This window comes from Paenibacillus sp. TC-CSREp1 (assembly GCF_050171015.1).
GTDB classification, from domain to species: Bacteria; Bacillota; Bacilli; order Paenibacillales; family Paenibacillaceae; genus Paenibacillus; species Paenibacillus silvae.
Genome location: NZ_JBNOKM010000013.1, coordinates 109977 through 133010 on the forward strand (window position 1 = coordinate 109977; position 23034 = coordinate 133010).

General features: G+C 47.6%; 17 protein-coding genes. 5 read left to right on the plus strand and 12 right to left on the minus strand.

The annotated features are described in order from the left end of the window. Positions 1-348 precede the first annotated feature (348 nt). Positions 349-561 (plus strand): hypothetical protein, encoded by a 213-nt coding sequence (locus ACQSGY_RS20370; protein ID WP_427180279.1) that lies wholly within the window; start codon positions 349-351, stop codon positions 559-561. A 249-nt stretch (positions 562-810) separates the two neighbouring features. On the opposite strand, the gene ACQSGY_RS20375 is transcribed toward ACQSGY_RS20370, so the two are convergent. The 7 genes from ACQSGY_RS20375 to ACQSGY_RS20405 form a co-directional block, all read right to left on the minus strand. After that, positions 811-3828: a beta-galactosidase gene (locus ACQSGY_RS20375; RefSeq protein WP_427180281.1), complete on the minus strand. Its 3018-nt coding sequence runs from the start codon at positions 3826-3828 to the stop codon at positions 811-813. A gap of 72 nt (positions 3829-3900) precedes the next feature. Further along, positions 3901-5397, minus strand: a complete 1497-nt coding sequence (locus tag ACQSGY_RS20380; RefSeq protein WP_427180283.1) for a glycoside hydrolase family 30 protein — start codon at positions 5395-5397, stop codon at positions 3901-3903. A 120-nt stretch (positions 5398-5517) separates the two neighbouring features. Then, entirely contained in the window at positions 5518-6363 is an 846-nt protein-coding gene (locus tag ACQSGY_RS20385; protein ID WP_216516821.1) for a carbohydrate ABC transporter permease, read from the minus strand. Beyond that, the gene (locus tag ACQSGY_RS20390) at positions 6356-7243 is read right to left on the minus strand and encodes a carbohydrate ABC transporter permease (protein WP_110896384.1); all 888 of its coding nucleotides are present in this window, start codon (positions 7241-7243) and stop codon (positions 6356-6358) included. The genes ACQSGY_RS20385 and ACQSGY_RS20390 overlap by 8 nt, the downstream gene beginning before the upstream one ends. 103 nt (positions 7244-7346) lie before the next feature. Continuing rightward, positions 7347-8609 carry an ABC transporter substrate-binding protein gene (locus tag ACQSGY_RS20395; RefSeq protein ID WP_427180285.1) on the minus strand — a complete coding sequence of 421 codons (1263 nt, stop codon included), beginning with the start codon at positions 8607-8609 and terminating at the stop codon, positions 7347-7349. Between the two features lie 180 nt (positions 8610-8789). Beyond that, complete coding sequence (locus ACQSGY_RS20400) at positions 8790-9818, minus strand: LacI family DNA-binding transcriptional regulator (protein ID WP_216516817.1); 1029 nt, start codon at positions 9816-9818, stop codon at positions 8790-8792. Positions 9819-9907: 89 nt separating this feature from the next. Then, complete coding sequence (locus ACQSGY_RS20405) at positions 9908-10780, minus strand: metallophosphoesterase family protein (RefSeq protein ID WP_427180287.1); 873 nt, start codon at positions 10778-10780, stop codon at positions 9908-9910. Positions 10781-10885: 105 nt separating this feature from the next. On the opposite strand from ACQSGY_RS20405, the gene ACQSGY_RS20410 reads away from it, so the two are divergent. After that, entirely contained in the window at positions 10886-11248 is a 363-nt protein-coding gene (locus ACQSGY_RS20410) for an iron-sulfur cluster biosynthesis family protein (protein WP_427180289.1), read from the plus strand. A gap of 182 nt (positions 11249-11430) precedes the next feature. On the opposite strand, the gene ACQSGY_RS20415 is transcribed toward ACQSGY_RS20410, so the two are convergent. Beyond that, a complete protein-coding gene (locus ACQSGY_RS20415) occupies positions 11431-12999 on the minus strand; it encodes a class I adenylate-forming enzyme family protein (RefSeq protein ID WP_427180291.1) in 1569 nt (522 codons plus the stop codon). 191 nt (positions 13000-13190) lie between these two features. Next, positions 13191-13661 carry a hypothetical protein gene (locus ACQSGY_RS20420; protein WP_427180293.1) on the minus strand — a complete coding sequence of 157 codons (471 nt, stop codon included), beginning with the start codon at positions 13659-13661 and terminating at the stop codon, positions 13191-13193. A 303-nt stretch (positions 13662-13964) separates the two neighbouring features. Between ACQSGY_RS20420 and ACQSGY_RS20425 the strand changes: the two genes are divergently transcribed. After that, positions 13965-14834: a hypothetical protein gene (locus ACQSGY_RS20425; protein ID WP_427180295.1), complete on the plus strand. Its 870-nt coding sequence runs from the start codon at positions 13965-13967 to the stop codon at positions 14832-14834. 143 nt (positions 14835-14977) lie between these two features. On the opposite strand, the gene ACQSGY_RS20430 is transcribed toward ACQSGY_RS20425, so the two are convergent. Next, positions 14978-17038 carry a methyl-accepting chemotaxis protein gene (locus ACQSGY_RS20430; protein ID WP_427180297.1) on the minus strand — a complete coding sequence of 687 codons (2061 nt, stop codon included), beginning with the start codon at positions 17036-17038 and terminating at the stop codon, positions 14978-14980. Between the two features lie 195 nt (positions 17039-17233). Between ACQSGY_RS20430 and ACQSGY_RS20435 the strand changes: the two genes are divergently transcribed. Continuing rightward, positions 17234-17644 (plus strand): hypothetical protein, encoded by a 411-nt coding sequence (locus ACQSGY_RS20435; protein WP_427180299.1) that lies wholly within the window; start codon positions 17234-17236, stop codon positions 17642-17644. Between the two features lie 127 nt (positions 17645-17771). Here ACQSGY_RS20435 and ACQSGY_RS20440 read toward each other — a convergent pair whose 3' ends face one another. Both ACQSGY_RS20440 and ACQSGY_RS20445 read right to left on the minus strand, forming a co-directional pair. Beyond that, a complete protein-coding gene (locus ACQSGY_RS20440; protein WP_427180301.1) occupies positions 17772-18650 on the minus strand; it encodes an amidohydrolase family protein in 879 nt (292 codons plus the stop codon). Next, a complete protein-coding gene (locus tag ACQSGY_RS20445) occupies positions 18637-21864 on the minus strand; it encodes a GNAT family N-acetyltransferase (protein ID WP_427180303.1) in 3228 nt (1075 codons plus the stop codon). The genes ACQSGY_RS20440 and ACQSGY_RS20445 overlap by 14 nt, the downstream gene beginning before the upstream one ends. A gap of 389 nt (positions 21865-22253) precedes the next feature. Here ACQSGY_RS20445 and ACQSGY_RS20450 point away from each other — a divergent pair, with 389 nt between their 5' ends. Next, positions 22254-22847, plus strand: a complete 594-nt coding sequence (locus tag ACQSGY_RS20450; RefSeq protein ID WP_427180304.1) for a DedA family protein — start codon at positions 22254-22256, stop codon at positions 22845-22847. The last annotated feature ends 187 nt before the right edge of the window (positions 22848-23034 follow it).

Consider the following 23034-nt stretch of genomic DNA (forward strand, 5'->3'; position numbering starts at 1 on the left):
TTATAACTGTCTGAGAGGATTCTGATACGGTTATATTTGTACCAATTGTGATGCGTTTCTATTTTTTTAAACTAACGCTGTTCTATTTTTTCAAATAATGAAGCATAATCCCCTCATTGTTGTGTACAGCCGTTTATTACAAGAATCAAGATTAGTAACCAAGTTCTCCTGTGATTCAGGCTTGCAACAGAATGAGGGGATTTAAATTTTAATTTCTACATTCTACTTCTACATGTTATTGGTATTACTGCTGCTGTTCTTACTACTGTTGTTGCTAGTGGTATCGCTCCTCTTACATTTACTTTTACATCTACATATAATGGCATATTCTTTTCCGGTTCTTATAAGTTGAACGAAAGAATGTACACAATCCACTCCAATATACTCATCAATCCAGGCACATTAGTCCAATATCGTCCATCGCTCATGGAAGTGGCAAGTGCAAGTCTGCCACCCTCTACTGCGAGCGCTAACGATCAGGAGAAGCCTTATTTCGGCATATTTGGGCTTTGGAAAATTCTAACGATCCCCAGAGACGCTATTGTGCTGAAACCAGCTTGATCAGGCTCATTTTTCAGGATTTCGAATGGAATAAGCTTCCTGGAGATCGTTAGAATTCAAATGTCCCCGATTCAGGGGAAATAAGCTCTATGGGGATCGTTAGCCTTCCCTCTTCGACTTAAACAGCCTGCCAAGGCTGGTATTCTTGCCCCATTACAACGCGCTTTGACGATCATAAACCGTTAATCGGTGTAATGTCGTTTCTTTAGTTCAATTTATATAGTTCTTGCTACAGACGCTATTTCTACTTTACTTTCCCGCTGTCACCCACGGATGCCGTGACATCTCATCCAGCAGCAAGCGTACGCGTTCCGGGGTTTTTCCTTCTTCATCAAAAATAAGCAGTTCATTCTCTTCCTTCAGCCACGACATCGGAATTTTGTAATCCTCCTGCGGACCAATCTGCCAATATCGGCCGAGATGATGCCCGTTCACATGGATCGTGCCTTTGCTCATACCAGTGAGACGGAGCATTAGATTGACTTTATGGTGTTCTCCCGTGACAGGTTTGGCAAAACGCCAGCGATACCAGACCGGTTGATGATACGAATCGCTGCCGGCTGCAACATTGGAAATTGAATTGCCATTATTAGCAACGTTTAAGTGCTGTTCACCCGCAAGTGAACGCACTTCTGCATCGTATGACTCCCATTGCTGCGGAATCAGTGCCTCCGTGCCCGCCATTCGCCAATTTTGCAGCTCACCGTCATTGGAGTAGGTAATCAGCTCCAGTCGGTTAAGCGGTGATCGGCTGTATGGCATCTCCAGCGTGTTCACCTCGCCTGGCTTTACATAACCGGACAGGTCGAGTGTCTGGAATGCAAACCAGTCCTGATAGGCAGGCATCGGAATCTCAACGCCGTTAATTTTCAAGCCTTTGCTCAAGGCACCTACAAGCACGGCCTGATTCCTGCCCTCCAGTGTAAAGCTGCGACGAAGCAGCGTGCCTCCCGGGGCATCATTCACTTCATCCAGATGAAGGAGCCCTGTCTCGGTCACCCAATCCCTGCGCAGATCCTGAACGTGTCCCCCAAGGTACAGCGGCCCTGCCACACCTTTGCTTTCTCCAAGATAAGGGGAAAAGTTCAGTCTGCCCATATGCTGTACAAGCAGCTGCAGTGTATTCTGCCCTTGAACTACCCGAATTGGCACCGCTGCCGCACCGACCTGACGCACAAGTGCTTGCTCGGCACCATTCACGATAATTCTCGCGGTATCCTGAATATCCGGCAGAACCAGATAGGTCGTTTCATCGGCTGCACTGTCAAAAAGGCATTCATACAGCAGGTATCCAAAGTCCTGTCCGTAATGGGAAAAATCCACCGGCTGCCCGCTCGCAGAGCGCTGCTTCGCCGTTAGCGTGATTCGTGAGCAGTCAGGAGAACCAGACAGCACAGGAGCCGCAGGAATCAGCCAATCCAGCTGTTCGTTCCCTGATACCGTCGCTTTCAGCTGTGATTCCGCTTCATTGTCTTTGGACTGTGATTGCACTTCGTTATTGAAAAACGTCTTTGCAGTCCGGGTTTGTTCTCCCTCCTGCCAATCGCCAAGCAGCATGATTGTGCGTTCAGGATCAGTGATCATACCCTTCACCTGACCGGATGGTGTAACATGCACATCGTCAAAGCCGATGGCATAACGCAAGCTTTCGCGATCTGCCGATTCTACGCGCCATGTGCGATTCATTGTTTCTTTGTCCAGAATTACGAAACGAATGAGTGTGCCGTTTGCTTCAACACGTATCACACCCGGCTCTTGAAAGTGAAACAGATCCAAACGATAGGCATTTCTCTTCGCATCCTGTTCCATCAGCACATGAACTGTGCTGTCCTTCAGAACAAGACCTCCCTCGACCAATGCTGATGTCGATCCCGCGCCAAGCTCCAGCTCGATTACCGAGCGCTGCCCTCTGTCGGCTGCCACGAATAAGGTCAGTTCTCTGTCAACCATCTCATTCCCCGTAATCAGAGCGCCTGCAGTCAAGTACACCTGCTCCGCAATCTGTACACGATCCAGCAGTGGAACAATCTGACCGGGATGTATGGATACAGGCAATGTGCGGCCTTCCTCCAATGTAAGGTGTACCGTCTCGCGTTCATCCTTGTGACTGTCCACAAACCAGATTTTCTCCTGCCCGGACTGTCTTCCGCGCACGGAGATGCCACCCGGATGACGAACCTGAATCTGCTCAGCCGCAATCTCCTCCGAAGCCATTAACAGTGAATCAAAGGCCCTTACAAAATAAGACAGGTTTTTCGTCACAGCATATTTCGGGGTTACCCGCCCATATTCATTCAACGGGGCATCATAATCATAGGAGGTAATCATAAAAATATCACTGCTGCCCAGCGTTCTGCCGCCATACCCGCCGAAGTTCGTGCCACCATAGAACATGTAATGACTGATGCCCGTATATCCGGCTCGCAGCACCTCCATGATTCTTCTCTCCAGCAGCGGTGCAGTCTTCTGGATCGCAGAAGGTCCTCCCCAATTCTCGAACCATCCCGTCCAGAATTCGGTCACTATCTTCGGTGTATCCGGCTGTTTGGCGCGCAGATTCGCATAATGACCGTCTGCCCCCGACCAGAAATTGGCCCCTTCAATTGTGCCTTCTGCTCCACCGACACATGTGATAAGCGGAACGTCAATGCCGCGCTCCAGTATGCCGTCTCTCAGCGTTGTCATATGTGCGCTTGCTGCCTCATCATCCATCAAGTACCCGTATTCATTTTCAACCTGAACCAGAATGACGGTACCTCCGGCAGACAACTGGCGTTTCCGAATAATCGGAATGATCTGATCAAAATACAACTGTACATAGTGCAAATATATTTCGTTATTTTCACGGAATTTTACACCGGGCTTGGTTCCCAGCCAGTACGGAAATCCCCCGAAATCCCACTCTGCACAGATGAATGGCCCTGGCCGCGCAATGACCCACATGCCCAGCTCCGCACACAGATCAAGAAAAGCACCGCAATCGTTATCGCCTTCGAAGGACCACTGTCCCTCCTCCGGTTCATGCACATTCCACGCAAAATAGGTATCAATGCAGTTCATGCCCGCCAGCTTTGCCTTCAGAAGAACGTCGCGCCATTCCTCCTTGGGCATCCGGAAATAATGAATGGTTGCACTGTTCAGGAAAATACGCTCTCCGTTCAGATAAAAGCTGCGTGCATCATACGTCAGTTGGGCTTGAGCATTCTGCTCTCGCCTCAGCTCGTTATTGTTTTGTTCCTGAAACAAAAGGGACGTTTGTTCTGTCAACGTTATTCCCCTCCTTCTTATTTTATGGATCAAAGCGAACGCTCCGCTTCTTTCAGTTACTTCTGTGCGGTATCAATCTACCGTTGGTATTACACCTTCGAGTACTACGGTGGTGATGGAATTCTCTGCTACAGGTACTTCAATGCCGTTCGCATACACTGGAATATCCTCCAGCTTCTCCATATTGTGCTCTGGTGATGTCTGATACACCTGGGCAGACGTTGTTGTGGAAGCATCCCAGCCGCTCAGGTCAAATGCCTTGCTTCCCGCCGACAGCTCATTGCGAATAATCAGGACCAGTCTGTGGGCCTTTGCATCATAAGCAGCCAGTGTTCTACCTTCATCCGTCGGGATGATGACAGCGCCTGGACGAATATATTTGGTGAACTGAGCCATGCCATAATATTGCTTCGTCATCTCATACTGCTCATCCCCGTTAAAATTCGCATGGATGAAGCCCCAGTTGTTATTCGCTCCTTCATCCTCCACAGCCTGCCAGTATACCCAGGCAGACGGCTGCATGACTTTCAGATCAAACATGATGCGCTCTGCCAGCTCCTGTACTGAGGTCATGTCCTCATGGTTATGCGACTCGCTGCCGCCCGTACCATACTCGGACATCCACAGCTTTTTGCCCAGCTTGCCGGCCAGCTCGCGCAGCTCTTCCATTTTGCTGCCGTTATACGAATGGGTATTGATCTGCTGAACCGCATCAATGGTCTCCTGATCATACAAGCTGAAGTTAAACACCGTCTCATCGATGCTGTTATCATCCGCGGCACTGATTACGGTGCCATCCAGTCCTTTGCTTCGGAGAGAAGCGGCGGTTTTCTTAATAATCTCGGCCTGCTTCTCGTTGCTGAAATGACTGCCCTCCTGCATATTGCCCTTCTTCCACCAATCGGAGGAGGGTTCATTCAGCGGATCGAGCGTACGGAAGGTGATCCCCCACGTATCCCGGTAATGCTTCACCACTTCGGTCAAATAATCGGCAAACGCATCATACTGGTCTTCACGCAGATTGTTGCCGCCATCCTCCGCTCCCGTGACTGATCCGCTGATGGTCATCCAATATGGGGGCGAATTGGAGAACGCCTCGGTAATGTTGACCCCGCGTTTCATCGAACCCTGAAGAATGGAGCGCTGACCTGCATCCGCATCCCAGTCCCATTTCCCCGGCTCGGGCTGGAAGCCCGGAACGTCACCGCCTGGACGAAGTGCCTTCATCTCGGGGTTCTCTTCACCGCCGATATTGTAGCGCACAATGTTAAGCCCGAGTCCTTTGGCCGGATCAAACACCAGATCCATAACCTCATCCACCTTGGCCTGATCCTTCCAGTTGCCAAGATCATTGGCCCACCAGGCCAGCGATGTACCCCAGCCTTCAAAATGATCATACGACTGATCCAGCTGCAGATGCACCGGCTCTTCCTGAAATACAAGTGTCTTAGGTGCTTGATTCATATAATGATTAATAACAATTCCTCCTATAGCCGCCAACGCAAGCAAGGCCGTACCTGCGAAGATGATCCTTTTGCTGCGCCTGCGGCGATGTTCGTTATGCGCCATGGTCTAACATTCCTTTCTCCATGTACGATCGTTGGCACCCGTCCTCGCTTATGCTAAAGCTGGTTTTGATACCTTTACAAACTCTGCAGAGCATACATTCTTGCTTACCGATTCATCTGTTTACTTAATGCCACTGCTGCCACCACTAATATTGGCCTCGTATACATATCGCTGACCAAACAGGTAGACCAGCACCATTGGAATGGTAAGGAACAAGGAAGCGACCATAACCAGGTTCCATGGCGGCATTTGTCCGCCACCAACCGTTGTCAGCAATTGAACCCCGAGAGCCAGCGGCATTTTCTCCGGATCATTGATGTAGATGAGCGGTCCCATGAAGTTACCCCAGTTATAGGAGAACGAGAAAATTGCGATGGCTGCCAGAATCGGATAGGTGAGCGGCATAATAATTTTCCAATAGATTCCCGGGTGCCCCATACCGTCAATCATGGCTGCCTCATCCAGCGACTTCGGTATGCTCATCACAAACTGACGAATCAGGAATACGTTGAATGCTCCGGCAAAAAAGCTTGGTACAATCAACGGGTAAAATGTATTAATCCAATCCAGGTGACGGAAGATGATAAACTGCGGTACCATCGTCACTTCCCCTGGAATCATCATCGTACTAAGCAAAACAATAAACAGGAAGCGGCTGCCCTTGGCTTTGATGCGAGCGAAGCCATAGGATACGACCGAAGCCGACAAGACAGAACCGATAATCGTAAAGACGGTAATAATGACTGAGTTTTTGAGATAAGTCCCCAGATTGTTATGTGTGAAGATCGTGTAAAAATTGGACCACTGGAATTCCTTCGGAACAAATGTAAAAGCTGATTTGACGGTTGTCGTGTCACTTGCAAGCGCAATAGAGACCATGTACAGGAAAGGCGAAGCAAGCAGCACCCCGACCAGAATCAGAAAAATATAAGATATCGTCTTCTCTACAGCCGATGGATTACTCATTTGCTTTTCCCTCCTCGTAATGCACCCATAGCGCCGATGAACGGAATACAACTAATGTGAGCGCCATGATGATGATAAACAGCACCCAGGCAATGGCCGATGCATATCCCATCTTGTAGAACTGGAAGGCGTTCTGGAACAGGTATGGCACCACCATCTGGCTGGCATTGTCGGGCCCTCCGGCTGTAACGATAAATACCTGCGCGAAGGTCTGTAACGCCCCGATCATACCGGTTACAAGATTAAAGAAAATGACGGGTGTGAGCATCGGAAACGTAATATGGAAAAAGGACTGACTGCTCTTCGCCCCATCAATGGCTGCAGCCTCATACAGCTCCTGCGGAATGCCTTTCATACCGGCAAGCAGCAGGACAACTCCGCCACCGACTCCCCACAGGGACATCAGGATCAAAGCCGGCTTCACCCAATTCGGATCAAGCAGCCAGGATGGACCCTGAATACCAAATAGAGCTAGAGTCTGATTAATCAGACCTTCTGTCGGTGCAAGCAGGTGGATAAACAGCAAGGAGCTTGCAACGACCGGTACGACGGATGGCAGGTAGAACAGAATACGGAAGAACGTAATGCCCTTGAGCTTTTTGTTCAGATAATATGCGATCCACAGCGAGATCGACATGCCTAGCGGAATCGATATCAGGGCATAGAAGAATGTATTTCCTACCGATTTCCAGAAGATCGGGTCATCTGTCAGCAAGGTTTTGTAGTTGTCGATACCGATAAATTCAGGGGACTGGAACAGGTCCCAGTTCGTAAAGCTCATGTAGATGGAAAACAGAATCGGTCCCAGGGTCAATCCCAGAAATCCGACCAGCCAAGGCGAGATGAAGAGATAAAACCATTTCCCGTCCTTTTTTTTCACGTTAAGCCCTCCCATGACGCAGAGAGCAGATGAAATCCGCCTTGGTGCCGAATTCCATCTGTCCTCCTGTCGATGCTATTTGTACATGATGTTCAAAAGTCGTTTACTTATAGAGTCGTTCCAGTCCACTCTGGATTTCCGTTACTGTATCATCCAGCGATGCTTTATTGTTGAAGTACACGCCCAGCTTGTCATTAATCAGCTTCATCATTTCATTCCACTGTGGATTGAATGGCTCCGCATAGATTTTCGATTCGTTGAAAGCAGCCATGTTGATCTTTTTGCCGCCATATTCCGCATTCAGAAATTCTTCACTGGACAAGCCTGCTTTGGTTGCTGGTGCATCCTGCCCGGCTTTGATCATTGGCATCTGAGCTTCAGGTGTAGTCAGAGCTTCAATGATTTTGAAGGCTTCTTCTTTATGTTTGGAAGCATTGGTAATTGTAAATCCGTTAAAGAATGCATTGGTTTCGCCCCAGATAGGAGAGATATCCCAGTTGATGCCTTGTACCTTGGCCAGTGAAGCAATGTTCCAGAAGCCCGTAGTCTCCATGGCAATTTTGCCTTGAGCGAAGAGCGGGTCAGCCCCGATGTTGCCCATATCTGCAATCTCGGTTGGTGTTGGTCCCGCACCATGTGTAAAGGTCAGATCATTCATGAACTGAAGTGCTTTGCGCACTGGCTCTGTATTGAAGGTTGGCTTGCCGTTCTCATCAAACAAGGAGCCGCCATTTTGGTAAATCAGCTGCATCCATTGCGGCCACCAGCTGCCCGGGTAGTAACCCCATTGCACCGTTTTGCCATTCTCCTTCACGGTCAGCTTCTGAGCAGCGGCCATCAGATCTTCCTGTGTCCATTCTTTGGTTGGGTAAGCTACGCCAGCTTTATCGAACAGGTCTTTGTTATAAAAGAGAACCATTGCCCCTGCGCGGTCCGGCATACCATATTGCTTGCCATCGTATTTCATCAGATTGGCAATATCGTCAGAATAACGCTCCGACATATTCACGTTATTTGCTTTGATCATGTCATCCAGCGGAATAATTTGATTTTTGGCGGCGTACGCCTGGTAGTTCTCGGCAATCATCATAATGTCAGGTGCAGTGCCTCCGGCAATCATCGTTTGTACCTTCTGGTCATAATCACCTGCAACAACATTTAACTTCACGTTGATATCCGGGTACGTCTTTTTCACAATATCCAGCCGTTCCTGATAGATCTTCTTCTCATCTTCCGATGCCCAGATCGTCATGCTCAGGTCTATTTTGCCTCCGCCCGAAGCACCCTTGCTTCCGTTACTGCAAGCAGTCAGACCCATAACCGCGACCAACATTAATAACGAAATGAATTTTAAACTTCTTCTCATACGTTACGCCCCCTTGAACTAATGAATGGATGACCGTTTTGTGAAACCTGTTTCATGAAATGGGTTTCATTAACCTTAAATATAAAACCCGTTCCATTTATGAAAGGGGTTTCATTGACACCTTCATTATATTTCAGCCTTCAAGGGAATGTCAACGCTTTCTTTTACACCGCACATCCTTCACTTGGCAACAGGTCCCGTGCTCTGACGCACAATCAGCTCAGGCTGCAGAATGATCTGTTTCTTCGGTTTGCCTTGGTTGATGAGCTCATGGAGTACATCTACGGCCTGCTTGCCCAGCTGATACGTATTCTGTGAGATCGTTGTCAGTTCCGGTATAACAGCAGTCGCCAGTGGCGTATCATCAAAGCCAATAATCGAGATGTCCTTCGGAATGGATAGCCCATGCTCAATCGTTGATTTGATTGCACCGATCGCTGTATTGTCGTTAACACAGATGACGGCCGTTGGCGGATTGTCCCGATCCAGCAGCTTGGACATTTCCCGCTTGCCGTCTTCGATGGAGAAGCTGCCAAGCAGCTGACGTTCTTTCGGTATTTCAAGTCCATGCTCACGCAGTTTCTTCTGCACTGCCTTCACCTTGACCATTGTCGTGGACAATTCCTTCAATCCACCAACAAAAGCAATCTCCCGGTGCCCAAGCTCAAGCAAATGTTCTGCTGCCATCGCTGCACCTGCTCCCTCGTCAGTATAGACACGGTGGAACCCACCCTTGGCAATGTTGCCATTCACAAGCACGATTGGCATATGTCTGCTCATATCCATTAATTCCTGTGCCATGTTATCCGGGCATACTTGCAGGTTAATACGCCCCCCGAGAAAGATAATGCCATCTACCCGTTTCTCTCGAAGAATAGACAGATATTCAGATTCCCGATTATAATCCCCCGCCGTGTTGCACAAGAAGAATGTGTACCCGAGTCCGCGAGCCTCATTCTCTGCCCCCCAGAACACTTCCGGGAAGAAGGGGTTCGTTATATCAGGCAAAATAATTGCAATGGTGCCCGTCTCTTTCTTGATCAGGCTGCGAGCCTGCGCATTGGGCTGAAACTGATGTTTTTCAATAATCGACATAATCTTCTCCCTCGTGCTTGCACGAACAGGGGCCGTGTCATTCAACACCCGGGAGACAGTCGAGACAGATACGTTTGCTTCCTTCGCGATGTCATAAATGGTGATCGATGTCATAGGGTGGAAACCTTCCTTTTCTCTCTATTTTTCTGCTTATCATACCAGATAAGATATGACGCTGTAATGCATTTCATCCGCACAAGCTGCTAGCGTGTGAAAATAAACAGTTTGCTGTCGGCATTCACCACTTGTGTGCCGTTGCTCAGTTGAATTAGCGGTGTATCCCAATGGGTATGCCCGCTGAACACAAGCGTCTCCGGCCCGGCCTCCAAGGCCTGCCGGATGAGCGGTTCACCCGCAAGCCCAAGCTCGGCGATGCCCGGGCTTTGATGCAAAAGCAAGCAATCCGGATGCTGCTTCAGCAGCTTGCGCACGGATTGCAGGTACTGCTCTGCCGGCAGCCGGTTCGGCTTGTCCGGCCTGCCGATGATGCCGCCAAGCCCCGCGATGCGCAGCTGGGAGGGCTTGGCGGCATTTGGCGCAAGGCCACCCGGTGGGGGGCCAGCGCTGATGACCGCAGCTGGGCCATCCATGCAATGGATGCCCTCGCTGCGGTGTAACCGATGAGCGACTGCGTCATCGGTTAGATCGTGGTTGCCGTGTACGCCGGCAACCCAGCCGAAGGCTGCCCTGAAGGCAAGCCAGACGGGAACCGGATTGCCGCTTGCTCCCCTTTTCCCGCGCAGGGCATACATATCTCCACATAACAGCACACCAACCTTCTGCGGATCAAGCTCAGGCCATTCCACCTCCAGCAGCAAGCGAATATAGGCAGGCAGCACCTCACCCAGAAGCTTGTCCGCAGGCTCCGTGCCAGATGCCGCATCAGACTTCTTCTCCGTTCCAGGTACAATTCCCTGCAAATCCGAGGTCACAATCAGAGCATGCACACCTTCTGGCAAACCAGCCATGGTACCATGATAGATCGGGAGCTGTGCCTCGACGATCTCCCCGCCAGGCATCATATTCAGGTAAGCAAAATGTTCAACGGGTTTATCATTCAATGCCAGTATTTCCATATCATCTCTCCCCTTCTCCTTTATTTTACCTTCTAATCGGCAGCTGTGGTCCATATATTAAAATGTAAGCGAATTCATTGGGAGACAGAGGAGTGTGACAACGTCATGATCATTCAAGTGAGTCCGCAGGCAGAACAACGACTTGCCCGGCAGCTGGGCGACCAGCCCGGCTTTTTCAAATTATTTTATGATACAGATGGCTGCGGCAGTGACGGAATTACGGTACTTTTGATTTTAAACGAGCGGGACAGTGATGACGTGTCTATCGATGCGGGTTCGCTTCCGTTTGTGATTAATAAACAGCAGAAAATGTACTTTGAATCCTGTTTACGTCTGCAGTCCGCCAACCGCCTCCATTTATTCCAATTGAACAGTAACTCAAGGAGTTACGGTAACAATATAAAAGTTGTTGATCTGAGGGATTCAGCTAATGTGAAATCGGAGTCTAGTGAATGGTTTGTGGGATAATTTCTTTGCCATGTACATACCTTTAAACCTCCCATATTCTCATTTGTGTGCGAAGGGAGGTTTTTAGGCATTTTAATAAGTGAACAAATGAATCATCCGCAATTTCGCAACGTCAACACCATTCATATCCATATCGAAATGCTTGTTAAGGCTTTGAGAGTTTAATAAATTTTAATTATTAATTATTGGGCGAGCAAATACTGCTTTAGCTGTTTTTTATCTACTTTTTGCACCGAAGTTCTGGGCAGGTTGTTCAGAATATGCAGATGTGTTGGACATTTGTAAAGAGCCAGGTGCAATTCGCAGAACGCTCTTAACTGCTTCAGATCCAAGCTTGTCCCATCCAGTAACACAACAAAAGCAACCACTCTTTCTCCTTCGTCTGAAAGCTGCTCACCAACTACCGCCGCTTCTATAATTACCTCATGTCTCATGATCACCTGCTCCACTTCAGCACAGAATACATTGGAGCCATTCACAATGACCATATCTTTCAACCGATCCAGCACATAAAGATAACCCTCATTATCGAGACAACCTACATCCCCTGTTCGAATCCAGCCATCCGTCATGACCTCCCTGGTGACCTCCGGCTGCCGCCAATACCCTGTCATCGTTTGTGCTCCTCTGACTACAATCTCGCCAGATTCACCAGTCTCTGCATCTCTTCCATCTGTATGTACAATTCGAACTTCAAAAGCTTGTTCTCCCTGTGCAGCCAAGTCTTGGGGGCGTCCTACTGAGTGAAGCCGATGTGTATCCTCCGCATGTCTTGCAGGAAAAAGACGGCTAATAGACATTCCGCATTCTGCTTGGGAGTAATTATTGACAATCACTGCTGCCGGGAATTGTTTTACTGCATTCTGCAATGTGTCAGGAGCGATAACCGAGCCTCCACAGCCAATCACTTTTAAACTTCTCAGGTCTTCACCTGTCCTGGATACCTCATGAGTAAGATCACGAAGCAGCTGCCCTACCGTGCTTAGATGTGTAATCTGATTCTGTTCTACCGCATGAATAATACGCTGCACATTCCCTGGATATTCGTCCATAAACACGAGACATCCCCCAGCTGCCATCGTTGCCCATATCTGAAATTGACCAACCAGATGGGACAAATTGAGCACAAGCACCCGCCGTCCGATATCATACCCAAAACCCGAGGAAGGTGTAAGCTGGTTCCAGGCCGCCATTCCGCGATGCGAATGCATAACTCCTTTGGGCCTTCCCGTTGTACCCCCTGTGTAGATTAATACAGCTGTATCTGCTGCATCACATTTGGAGTTTTCACTACGTTGACAGTCGAATTGTTGTTCCATAAGCTTGGGCAGCGACATTTCCGATCTGGAAATGGTAGGTTCCTCACATGTGGCAAACCATTTTGGACCAGAACCAAGAAGTTGCATCAGAGCTATAGCTTTGTCAATATAATGCTTATCATGAATAATGATAGTCGGTTCTGCATCTTGCAGGATTACTGCCAGTTCAGAAACAGTCAGCAATGGAGAAGGTACGAGTGGTATCGCTCCAATGGCAACAGCTGCAAATAATGCAACCACCAGTTCGGGATTCGGGTCACCCAGCAGAGCAAACCGGTCGCCTGTACGAAGTCCCTGTGCATAGAATGCATAACTCATCTTCTCAACAAGACCATTGAGCTCTCCATAACTTATTCCATGACCTCGGTGCAATAACGCAGTTGCCTCAGGATATAAACTCGCAGCTAATGGCAAACGTTCAGATAGAAGCATGTCTTTCCCCCTAAACATCCAATCTATAATATTCCGACAAGAAAAATATGGAATGAGAAGAGGATAACATATTTCTTACAAATCATCTATACATTTCCTTTAATATGATACATGACAACAAACTTTGTCTCAATTGATGGCGTTATTAAATATAGATTCATATTGCACGAATTTCAGACTATCTATAATCATCAATATACAGAAACCTGATCCGACGGAATTGAAATCGTAGAAATCTCCTCCCATGTACTCACTTCCTCGATTTCTTGAATCGTCATTCTGGCAAAAAAACTATAGCCTCCAAATCCAGTCTGATCTGTGATTGAATCCTTGTAATCTGAGAATTTTGTTTGTAAAAAGTCATGTTTGGAGATATTCAAATCATATTTAAGCATAATGCTCACTTCAATTGACTCTTTTTCTTTATTACGTTTGTATTCATCAATGAGTGCTTGGAGTGGCTCTAAAATAACGATACATTTCTTAGTACTAGCATCATCTACTTTTTGTATTTTCAATGTATTTCTGGTTGAAGTATTTTTTTTGGTTTTGAAGCTTTGGAGCACAGGACCCTTCAACTGTGTTACTTCAGCTGAAGCAACTGGGGGAATTAGTAAGAGACATAACATGAAGGAGATGAATATTTTATTTCTTTTCCTCATAAGATTTCCACCTTCCATCTCATTTTTACATAAACTTCCTACACTGACGTAACAAATTAAGAAAATGTTTTAAATATTTATATAAATTGCACATAAAGGATGAAAATCATGATAAAACATTTAACATTCAAAAGCATACTATCTATACTGTGGCTAGCTATTATCTTCCTATCAGGATGTACTAATAATGCATCCCATGTTATAGACTTATCTACGGACATCAAAAATACGGTAGAACAGACCCATGAATACCTCTCCATCACCAACACCGAGTACGTCAATGCAACAGATCCCAACGATGGAATGAGCATAAAGGTTTATACATACGACCTGCATACCAAAATGCTCAACAAAATGACTGACTTGCCATATAACTCCCAATATCCCTTGACCGTAGTTTCTTTGGCGGAAAACACCATCTATTATTCAGGTGAAGGCAAAAATAAAGGAGACGAGTTATTCGCTTATGATATGAAGACACGGAAGGCGAAGCAGCTAAGCTCTAATCTATTTGCGATTAATGCAATGATCCCGGATGTCACTGAGAATACACTGATGATGGCTGCTGTACAAAAAGGAGAACGCCCTGTAAAAGTTATGTTTCTGGATAAAGCAACACAAAAAATCTCGATATTAAATGAGCAAGATTCAGACACGACTACATGGGACATTTCGTATGATCCGGAAACTGAGAAAGCATATGCCATCCAATACTCCGAGGAAGAACAGTACGAGCAGATGGAAAAATCAAATCAGACCCAAAAACCGATGGTTCCACCCAGTCATACCATTATTGAAATTAATCCCGTAACGAAGCAAACCCGCCCAATCATTACACTTAAAGATGAACAAATTCTCACTTTATCCACAAGAGGCAATCAGCTGCTTGTAGCTACTGCCAAACATATTAATAAATTGCCCATCGGTTATAGTCTGGTCGATCTGAAGACAGGACAGCGCAAGGAACTACAGCTTCCAATCAAGGCCAGCAGCGAGTTGTTTCTGGATAAGGAAGGTAATGGATTTTATTTTCTCGGGGAAAAGGGGAACGGTAATACAGAGCGCGGCATTTATCATTACGATATGAGAACAAGCGAGATCGAAACTGTTTTTCTGCAAAAAGAAGGCTTTATCAATAACTTCACGCTCATCTTGGAACCTGTGTCAAAATAAAGAAACCTCCCACTCAACGTGCTTGAATAGGAGGTCGATCACAATTAAAGTCATGCAAGGATTAACGCTCCGACATCCCTTGCATTAATCCTTTCACTAACTCTTACATTATTCCTTACGTTTATTTCTATCTTATTCCCTTATTAACTGGTTTTAAATCTTGCCGATTCCTCAGCCAACTGCTTGGTCAGCGTGTCGATCGTCTGCACCAGTTCGGCCAGATGCTCCGTCATTGCGGATTGCTCCTCCATCGTGGCGGTTACCTCTTCAATAGATGCAGATACTTCCTCGCCTGAAGCTGACAAGCTCTGTGCAGCGCCAAGCACATCGTCTTTGTCCCGTTCAATGGACTCGATCTCGTCCGCAATAGCCTGTACCTGGTTCATCATCTGCTGCATACTGCGAGTAACAAATTGAAAGGTTTCCTTCGTCTGCACAACACTGCTCTTATGCTGGTCCGCAATTGCTTCAATTGCCTGCACGCTCTGATTATTTTGCTCGACATGCCCAATGGTCTGCATTACGATCCGGTTAATGTCTTCGGACTGGGCTGTTGTCTGCTCCGCGAGCTTACGTATCTCGGAAGCTACAACAGCAAAGCCCCGGCCCTGCTCACCTGCTCTCGCCGCCTCAATCGACGCATTCAGTGCAAGCAGCTTGGTCTGTTTGGCAATCTCGGCAATTGTACTCGTAATCTGTTGAATGCCGATGGAGCTCTCTGCGAGCTGAACGGTGATTTGCGAAATGTTATTAACCTCGGCTTCGTTCCGATCATTGACCGCGATCAGTGCATCAATGACTTCATGATTATTTTTGAATGCATCCGTAATTTCATCAGCCTGAGCCATGACGGATTGTGACATCTCGTTCACCTTGACGATTTTGCCGCCAACGTTCATGAATTTATCCACAATGGCCTCGGTATCATTCGCCTGGGATTCCATCGCACGTGAGATCTCCAGCGTAGTTGCTGTTGTATCGTTAATCGTTGCCGACGTCTGTTGTGCAGACCGATCCAGCTCCACCGTGCTTGTATTCAAGACATGAATTGAACTATTCATGCTGGCAATCAGCTGCCTGTTGCCTTCCGCCATCGTGTTGAAGCTATCTGCCAGTTCTCGGAATTCCCCGCTGTATTTCCCCTTCGCCTGTACCGTCAAATTCCCTTCAGCCAGCTGCTTGAACAACGTTGTAATGGCAGAGACCGGTCTGGTCATCACCCGTGATAGCAGAATGCCCACAATCACCGAAAAAACAATTGAACTGAATAACACGATATACATTTTATTCGCCATGCTTGTTAATGGCTTATTCACATCTACGTAGGAATCCTCAACAATGATGGTCCAATCCGAATGCGGGATTTTGGAATAAAATACAACCTTCTCATGATCGCTTAACTCGCCTTGCTGCAATTGTTCACTCGGGGCCAGATCAACAAGAGACTGGTACTCCCCTGATTCGAGTGATTTTCCTACCAGATTCGGGTCTGCCGAATGGTACATGACTTTCCCCACCCGATCCAGCACAATGACCTTGCCCTCATCATTAATCTTGACGTTCTGCAGCTGGTTTACAAAAAATGAAGTCGAAATGGTGGCGATCAGCGCCCCATTCACTTGTTTGTTTTCATCATACATAGGTGAAGCAAAGACTGTGCCCAGTGTACCAAGTGTCTTGGAGATAATGCCTTCGCTGATCACCTGACGTCCCTGGATCGTTTCTTTAAAGTAAGCTCGATCCGAGCGGTCCCCTCCCACCGCATTTGGTTCATTCGCTGCAATAATCGTACCATTCCGGTCAATCAACATAAGCACCACCGCGCCTTCGATGCCTTCCAGGCTTTGGGCCAATATTTCGTTTGCTCCATTAATCAGTCCTTTATTTTCATCCAGAAATGCGTTAATATCTTGAGCTTCATTCTCACTCCGACTGGAAAGCAGTTGCTCAAACTCCGTATGCTTTGTCATCAGAAATGCAGCCTGTTCTGCCATATTAAGTGAGGTTAACAATCCCGCTCCAATACGATCCGAATTGGCATGAATTTCATCCTTGCTTTTATTCTGGGTAATGCCTTCGGCCACCTTATAACACAATACAGCGGTTATGGTCAGTACGATACACACAAGAAGACTGATCATTAAAGGTAGTTTGACTCGAAAAGACATATTGCTCAACCGCTGCCTAGCTTTTGTAAAAAACATGAAAACCCCCACCATCCATCCTCTTTTTATATGAATCAATATAATATCCGACATTTTAATATCGGTTGTTATTAAATTTTCTGAAAGTTAGTGAATCGTTTTCGTAAAAAATATTTTATTTAATACAAAATATAACATTCGAATTGTATAATGGGAGAAAACCATCGTGTTCAGAGAAAGGAACGTTCTTCAGCAATGAAAATGCCCACTGTATTAAATGTCATCCGTGCCCTGTTAGGGCTGCAATCCATTTTTATTGTGATATCTATTGCTTTTCTTATTGCGGATGTCATCCACAATAGTGCAGATTACTCCGCATTCCCGCTATTCGATCAAATTGCCTATTTTGCCAGTATAGCGCTCCGAATTATTTTAATTCTGGCACCTCCGCTCCTGACCATCATGTATATCTCAGGACAGAGCTATAAGCTGACCATAACATTTATGGTTCTGACCCTGCTCTTCACGTTTGTGTTTATTCCAAGTGTAATCATCTTGGTGCATCTCTTCATGCTACTCGCGCTGTTGCTTCACGCTCCCAGTAAAATGTACCTAAAACAAATGGGCCCCGCACGAGAATATTCCAAGAGAGATCTTCACTTGTAGGCAAAGTATTTAGGATAATGGTGGAACTCCGCACTTTAATCCACCTTAAGCGCCGTGCTCCTAGACAAAAAAAGCTACTGCCAATTGAAATGGCAGTAGCTTTTTGGAATGGAATGAAACATACATGCTAACCCAGTTCCGCAATTCGCTGGCTAATACGTGGAAACAAGCCAGAGGCATTCTTGTAAAATACTTTCTCATGATGCTGCTCTGGCACAAGTCTGCGGACGAATTCCGCATACAGGTCGATCGGAGCCAGCGGCCAGTCGGTGCCAAACAGCATTTTCTCATAATGATCCGAGTAAACCAAAGCACGGCGGAAATGATCCATGAACAGCGGTTCGTTCATAAAGCGTTCGAAGTGGGGCCGATCCCCTACCACAAGGCCGGACAGATCAGCGTACACGTTCGGATTTTTCGCCACCACCTCGGCCGCATCCATTACCCAGGGATCACCCAGGTGACAGATCATAAAGTTAACGCCGCGCTGCTGCAAGGCAAGCTCGTCCACCGTCAGCGGATGCGAATATTTGAGCAGGCCGTTCATCGAGTAGGTGTCTCCCGTATGGATGACCACAGGCAGATTGTATTTTGCCGCCAGCTCATAGACGGGAGTGTAGATTTTGTCATAGACATAGTGATGATAGTAACCAGCGTACAGCTTGATTCCCGCAACCTCGGGCGATTGTAGTCTGGCTTCAATCCGGTCCAGCTCTTCCTGAGCCTGTTTGCCATCCAGCCGGTTGGGATTGATGCCTACACATTCCATCAGGAATGATGGAACCTGCTCTTCCAGATCCAGACCCATCGGGTTAGGCGAGCTGGAATCGGGGAAAGCCCCCTTCGTCTGCTCGCTTACGCCCATGCCAATGCCAAGAATAACGTCATTGCGGTCAAATTCCGCCTTGAGACCAGCCGCACTGTAATCTACCTTGGACAGGTCAATGGCAGTACGGTGAAAGCTGTCGATGTCAGATAAATGAATGTGAATATCAATGATGGGCATCGTTAGTCTCCTCTTCGCTTGTGGTTGTTACAAAATGCAGCTTCAACAAATCGTGCACATCCGCCGTATTGAGCTTGATTGGCCCAATGACAAGATAGGTCGGCTCTGTCCAGACGGTCTCTCCGTCTTTAATCGTAAGCTCATGCGTGACGTGATGCCCTGTTACTACATTGTTGGCAAACGCCCAGGCACTCGGTTTGGGGTGACGATTCACTGCATGCAGCATATTTGTGCGTGATACCGATCCCGTTCGGAATATATGGTGTAACGGCAGGCCAATATCCACCGTGCCCAGCGGAAAACGATCCTGACCCGGCTTCTCGATCCAGCCTTCTGTATACACATCGGATGGCTTGAAAAACTGTGCTTCTGTAAGAGCATAATTCGCCCGTGTCAGCCCACTCTGATTGGTCACAGAAAGCAAGGTGCAGAGCACAGGCACGCCAGGCAGCATCAGATAATGCTGCTGTACCGTCATGCCACGATTCGCTTCATGCTTGTCGATGCGAGTCGTGATCTGCATGCCTTTCCACACATTGCCGAATTGATCCTTCTGCTCCGACCACGAAATATTCGTTTCTTCCAATTGACGACTGAAGCCGTTCATGCCGCGAATATCGACCGTCATTCCCCCATACCACGGGTTCCACCAGGAACGAGGAGCAGGCTCAGGATATGAGCTGTCCAGCCATTCCTCTCCCTGAACCTTCAGCGAGTGCACAACACCACAGAAGGCTGGATCAGCTGTAATGGTTATTACGCCATTGTTGACGGTATACAATGTTCCCGACGCAGCTGAACCATTTTCAACCGTTTGCTGCACCTCGGACCTTGTTTGCGGGAACCACAGAGCGCTTCGCTCCTGAATCCGGTCTTCTCCCCTGTAAACACCGCGCACTTTCCAACTGCCAATGTGCTCTTGCAGATGGGCACGTTCAGGAGAGTCAGAACGGTAATGATCAACCCGACCTGCTGACGTTCCGTTTTCCTTGGGTGAAAATTCAAGCTTGGCCGAGCTCAGCTGTGCTGCCCCATCCAACTCCATCGTATGGGCCTTTATCTCCGGCTCGTCGCCCTGCTGCACGTACAAATCCCATGTGCCAGCAAGCGAAACCTGCTTTCGTTCGATTAATTCCGCCTGCAGCACATCGGGTGCAAAGGGATTACCGTCATTCAGCGTCATATCCAGATGACTGTGCAGTATAGGGATCACCGTACTAGGCTGTTTACGGGCAAATGCACGGAAATCCGACCATTTCGCAAACGTGTTCAGCGCAAAAACTGTTTCCTTCGTAGCAGCCACAGCACCTGCCTCCAGGCGTCCAAGCTCATGCTGCAATCCCAGCGTATATTCCGGCTTCAACAGCTTGAGTGAAGGGTCCCAATAGATGCCGCACGCCCCATACTCTTCCTTGCAGAATAGCCAATTCTCTGTAATCTGTGCACTATCCCAGAGGTTTGGATCACCGGCGTAATCATCGCCCATATCCACAAAACGCCCCTGATAAGGCAGAATAAGCCGATTACCGAAGAAGCCAAAGTTATTCATGAGGAAAAGCTCCTCTTCCCATGCCGTATCACGAGTATTCACAACCTCATAGGAAAAGGTGGCAATGCCGTTAGCGGACAGCTTACCAATGGTTTTCAGCAGCAATCCCGGGAAGCTTTCCAATTCATAGACGGCTTCAAGAACCTGCTGAGTCCCCTCGGCAACAATCTGGACTTCCTTCGCTTCTTTTCTGGACAACTCCTCCGAGTACGGTTTCCCTAGCTTCGGATACGTCCACCAGAAGGAATGATGTGACCCCGGATATTCAATCCACATCACGTTATCATGTTTGTTCATGTGGAGGGAATATGCGCCGTTCACCGCGATCCACTGACCGTTCGCCTCCCCTCCGTACCTGCCCTCCATTCCCTTCATTAGCACAGACAGTTTTCTTGTAAAAGAAATCTCCGATCCTCCCGCTGGCACAGCGGTGATCTCCACATCCTGTGCATAGATGCCATAGGTGTGCAGTGTAAACGGAACGGGTACAGCGCATTTCCCCTTGGCAGGCACCGTGAAACGCAGCTTACGCTCCGTCCAGTTCAGAAAATCTCCTGCGGGCAGCTCCAAGGTAAACTGCGTTTCGGCGTCCACATTGTTTTCAACGTTCAGCACCAGCTCTGCCGGGATACCCGGATACAGTTCCTTCACAGGTAGAACAGGGGTGATTTGTGCCGGAAACTTGGGATTAATGCCAAGCCGGAACTGAGCCTGCTTACCGTTGATAAGCCAGATGCTGATGATGGCGGGATGTGTTTTGTTTTTGTTCTGTTCCTCTGTCACCGGATCGAGATGGAATTCGCCCTCCACCGTGATCGTTTCGCCCGGCTGCACCGTTTGCACAGCATGCAGGGCAAAACGGATATTTTTGTCGTCCTTTCCCTTGATCTCGATATTGAGATCGGAGGCCGATTTATTTTGGATATGATAACGCACGGCATAACTCGAACCAAACACCAGATGATGCTCGTCAACCTCGGTGTGAATGTGGTAATCCGGCGTTTCAAGAGCGGCCAGGCCGCGGCCTGTTTTTTCAAAAGATGCCCGAAGGGCGATGTCTCCTTTTTCCCACGTATAATCAAAGAAATCAAATCCGCGCTCCCCACGTCCGTCCGGCTCGATCACCAGCTCACGGGTGCTGTCGGCATACCAATCTACAGTTTCAAAATAAGGAGCAAGTGCTTCCATCTGCAATACAGTCGGGATAAAGTTCATCAGGTGTACGCTGTCGTCTTTTTTCTCCCAAAAGAATCCGCATTTCTTGTACATCGGCACCGCCTTCGTGTTGCCTCCCCAAGTGAACAGATCCAGGCGCGGCCACCCGGCCTCCACCGTTTTCTCCACAGCCTTCAGGATCAGATTGCGGCCAATCTTGTACCCGTGGTAGTCGGGGCGTACGTTAAGCAGCGGTACATATAGTGCATTCTCGTCAAAACGATAATGAGCAAAGCTGCAAAAACCGACGACCTCTTCATTATGAATCGCCAGATATTCATGCAGATTGGAGGAGTTCTCCATCTCCTGGCGAATGGCTTCCTCAGTTCTCTGCCTTGTACCGCCTCCCCAGCTCTCGTTGCTTCGGTTCCACATATCGGCCAGGCTGGCGGCGTAAGAATGGTCATATTCAACAATATGAATCTGATCGATGATCGTTTGTACGCTCATGTTCTGCTCTCCTTCTCTATATGTATAGGATGGTCTTCGTGAACACTAACTGGCCCTCGTCTGATCGCTACTGAACTTATCCAGGCCCTGTGTGGCAAATCTAGCGATAGTCTTATCATACTATATTTGGAAGCAATTTCAGAGTGTGCTTATTTTTGCAGATTCATATTGACTCAAGAACGATTACATATAGAAAAGAAACCTTAGACCATGTTCGTCCGTATCTATGTTGGGACTAGGCAAGGCTTATGTATAGGCTAACATATCAGGTATATGATAGGAAAAATCAGCTGTTCTTGTGAGTTTTGACAAGCGCTGTTCGCCCTTGTTACTCTGGAGAGAGATGTGTTTATTTATATCAAAAATAGATAGATTTGTGGAGGGAAAGCATGACGGAGTGGATCACACAATTTATACTTTTCTTTAAAGATCTGTCGTATGGCGGGCTTGTTATTGCATTATCATTTGAATTTGTGCCTGCTGAACTGGTGCTGCCCATGGCGGGATATTGGGTGTATCTCGGGGATATGAAGCTGTGGCTGGCGATTCTGGCTGGTACGGTTGGAGGAACGCTCGGCCCTCTGACGCTGTATGCACTCGGACGTTACGGCGGCAGACCTATGGTCGAGAAGTACGGCAAATATTTTCTGATCCGCGCCCATCATATCGAAGCTTCTGATAAATTTTTTGAAAAATACGGCAGCGGGGTCGCTTTCTACGGACGTTTTGTGCCCGGCATTCGCACCGTCATCTCCATCCCTTGTGGTATGGCAAAGATGAACGTGTTCAAATTCAGTATCTTTACATTTCTAGCTATGCTGCCCATTACGTCTATATACGTCTATCTTGGATACAAACTGGGCGCACAATGGGAGGAAGTCGGTGAAGTCGTTAAACCATACGTCATCCCGGCAGGTGTGATCTTCCTGATTGGATTTGGCATGTACATGCTGTTGAAACGTTGGAAAAAAAGACCGGCTTAGACAAGATAGTAGCTAGTTGAAGTGAGGGAAGATAGATTTAAAGCCCCGTGATCATCACGATCGACCGGGGCCTTTTGGTTTAAAATAATTGCGTTTTTGCTGTTATTACTCGTCTAAATAGAAGTAAAGCCCCACTGATTTCCTAGAAATGAGTGAGACTTTATAAATTATAGATTATAGAGGTACT

Bases quoted from the DNA above. Each gene is read 5' to 3' on its own strand.
- ACQSGY_RS20380 (WP_427180283.1), bottom strand. From the start codon at position 5,397: ATGGCGCATAACGAACATCGCCGCAGGCGCAGCAAAAGGATCATCTTC.
- ACQSGY_RS20385 (WP_216516821.1), bottom strand. From the start codon at position 6,363: ATGAGTAATCCATCGGCTGTAGAGAAGACGATATCTTATATTTTTCTG.
- ACQSGY_RS20395 (WP_427180285.1), bottom strand. From the start codon at position 8,609: ATGAGAAGAAGTTTAAAATTCATTTCGTTATTAATGTTGGTCGCGGTT.
- ACQSGY_RS20400 (WP_216516817.1), bottom strand. From the start codon at position 9,818: ATGACATCGATCACCATTTATGACATCGCGAAGGAAGCAAACGTATCT.
- ACQSGY_RS20405 (WP_427180287.1), bottom strand. From the start codon at position 10,780: ATGGAAATACTGGCATTGAATGATAAACCCGTTGAACATTTTGCTTAC.
- ACQSGY_RS20410 (WP_427180289.1), top strand. From the start codon at position 10,886: ATGATCATTCAAGTGAGTCCGCAGGCAGAACAACGACTTGCCCGGCAG.
- ACQSGY_RS20415 (WP_427180291.1), bottom strand. From the start codon at position 12,999: ATGCTTCTATCTGAACGTTTGCCATTAGCTGCGAGTTTATATCCTGAG.
- ACQSGY_RS20420 (WP_427180293.1), bottom strand. From the start codon at position 13,661: ATGAGGAAAAGAAATAAAATATTCATCTCCTTCATGTTATGTCTCTTA.
- ACQSGY_RS20425 (WP_427180295.1), top strand. From the start codon at position 13,965: ATGAGCATAAAGGTTTATACATACGACCTGCATACCAAAATGCTCAAC.
- ACQSGY_RS20430 (WP_427180297.1), bottom strand. From the start codon at position 17,038: ATGTTTTTTACAAAAGCTAGGCAGCGGTTGAGCAATATGTCTTTTCGA.
- ACQSGY_RS20435 (WP_427180299.1), top strand. From the start codon at position 17,234: ATGAAAATGCCCACTGTATTAAATGTCATCCGTGCCCTGTTAGGGCTG.
- ACQSGY_RS20440 (WP_427180301.1), bottom strand. From the start codon at position 18,650: ATGCCCATCATTGATATTCACATTCATTTATCTGACATCGACAGCTTT.
- ACQSGY_RS20445 (WP_427180303.1), bottom strand. From the start codon at position 21,864: ATGAGCGTACAAACGATCATCGATCAGATTCATATTGTTGAATATGAC.
- ACQSGY_RS20450 (WP_427180304.1), top strand. From the start codon at position 22,254: ATGACGGAGTGGATCACACAATTTATACTTTTCTTTAAAGATCTGTCG.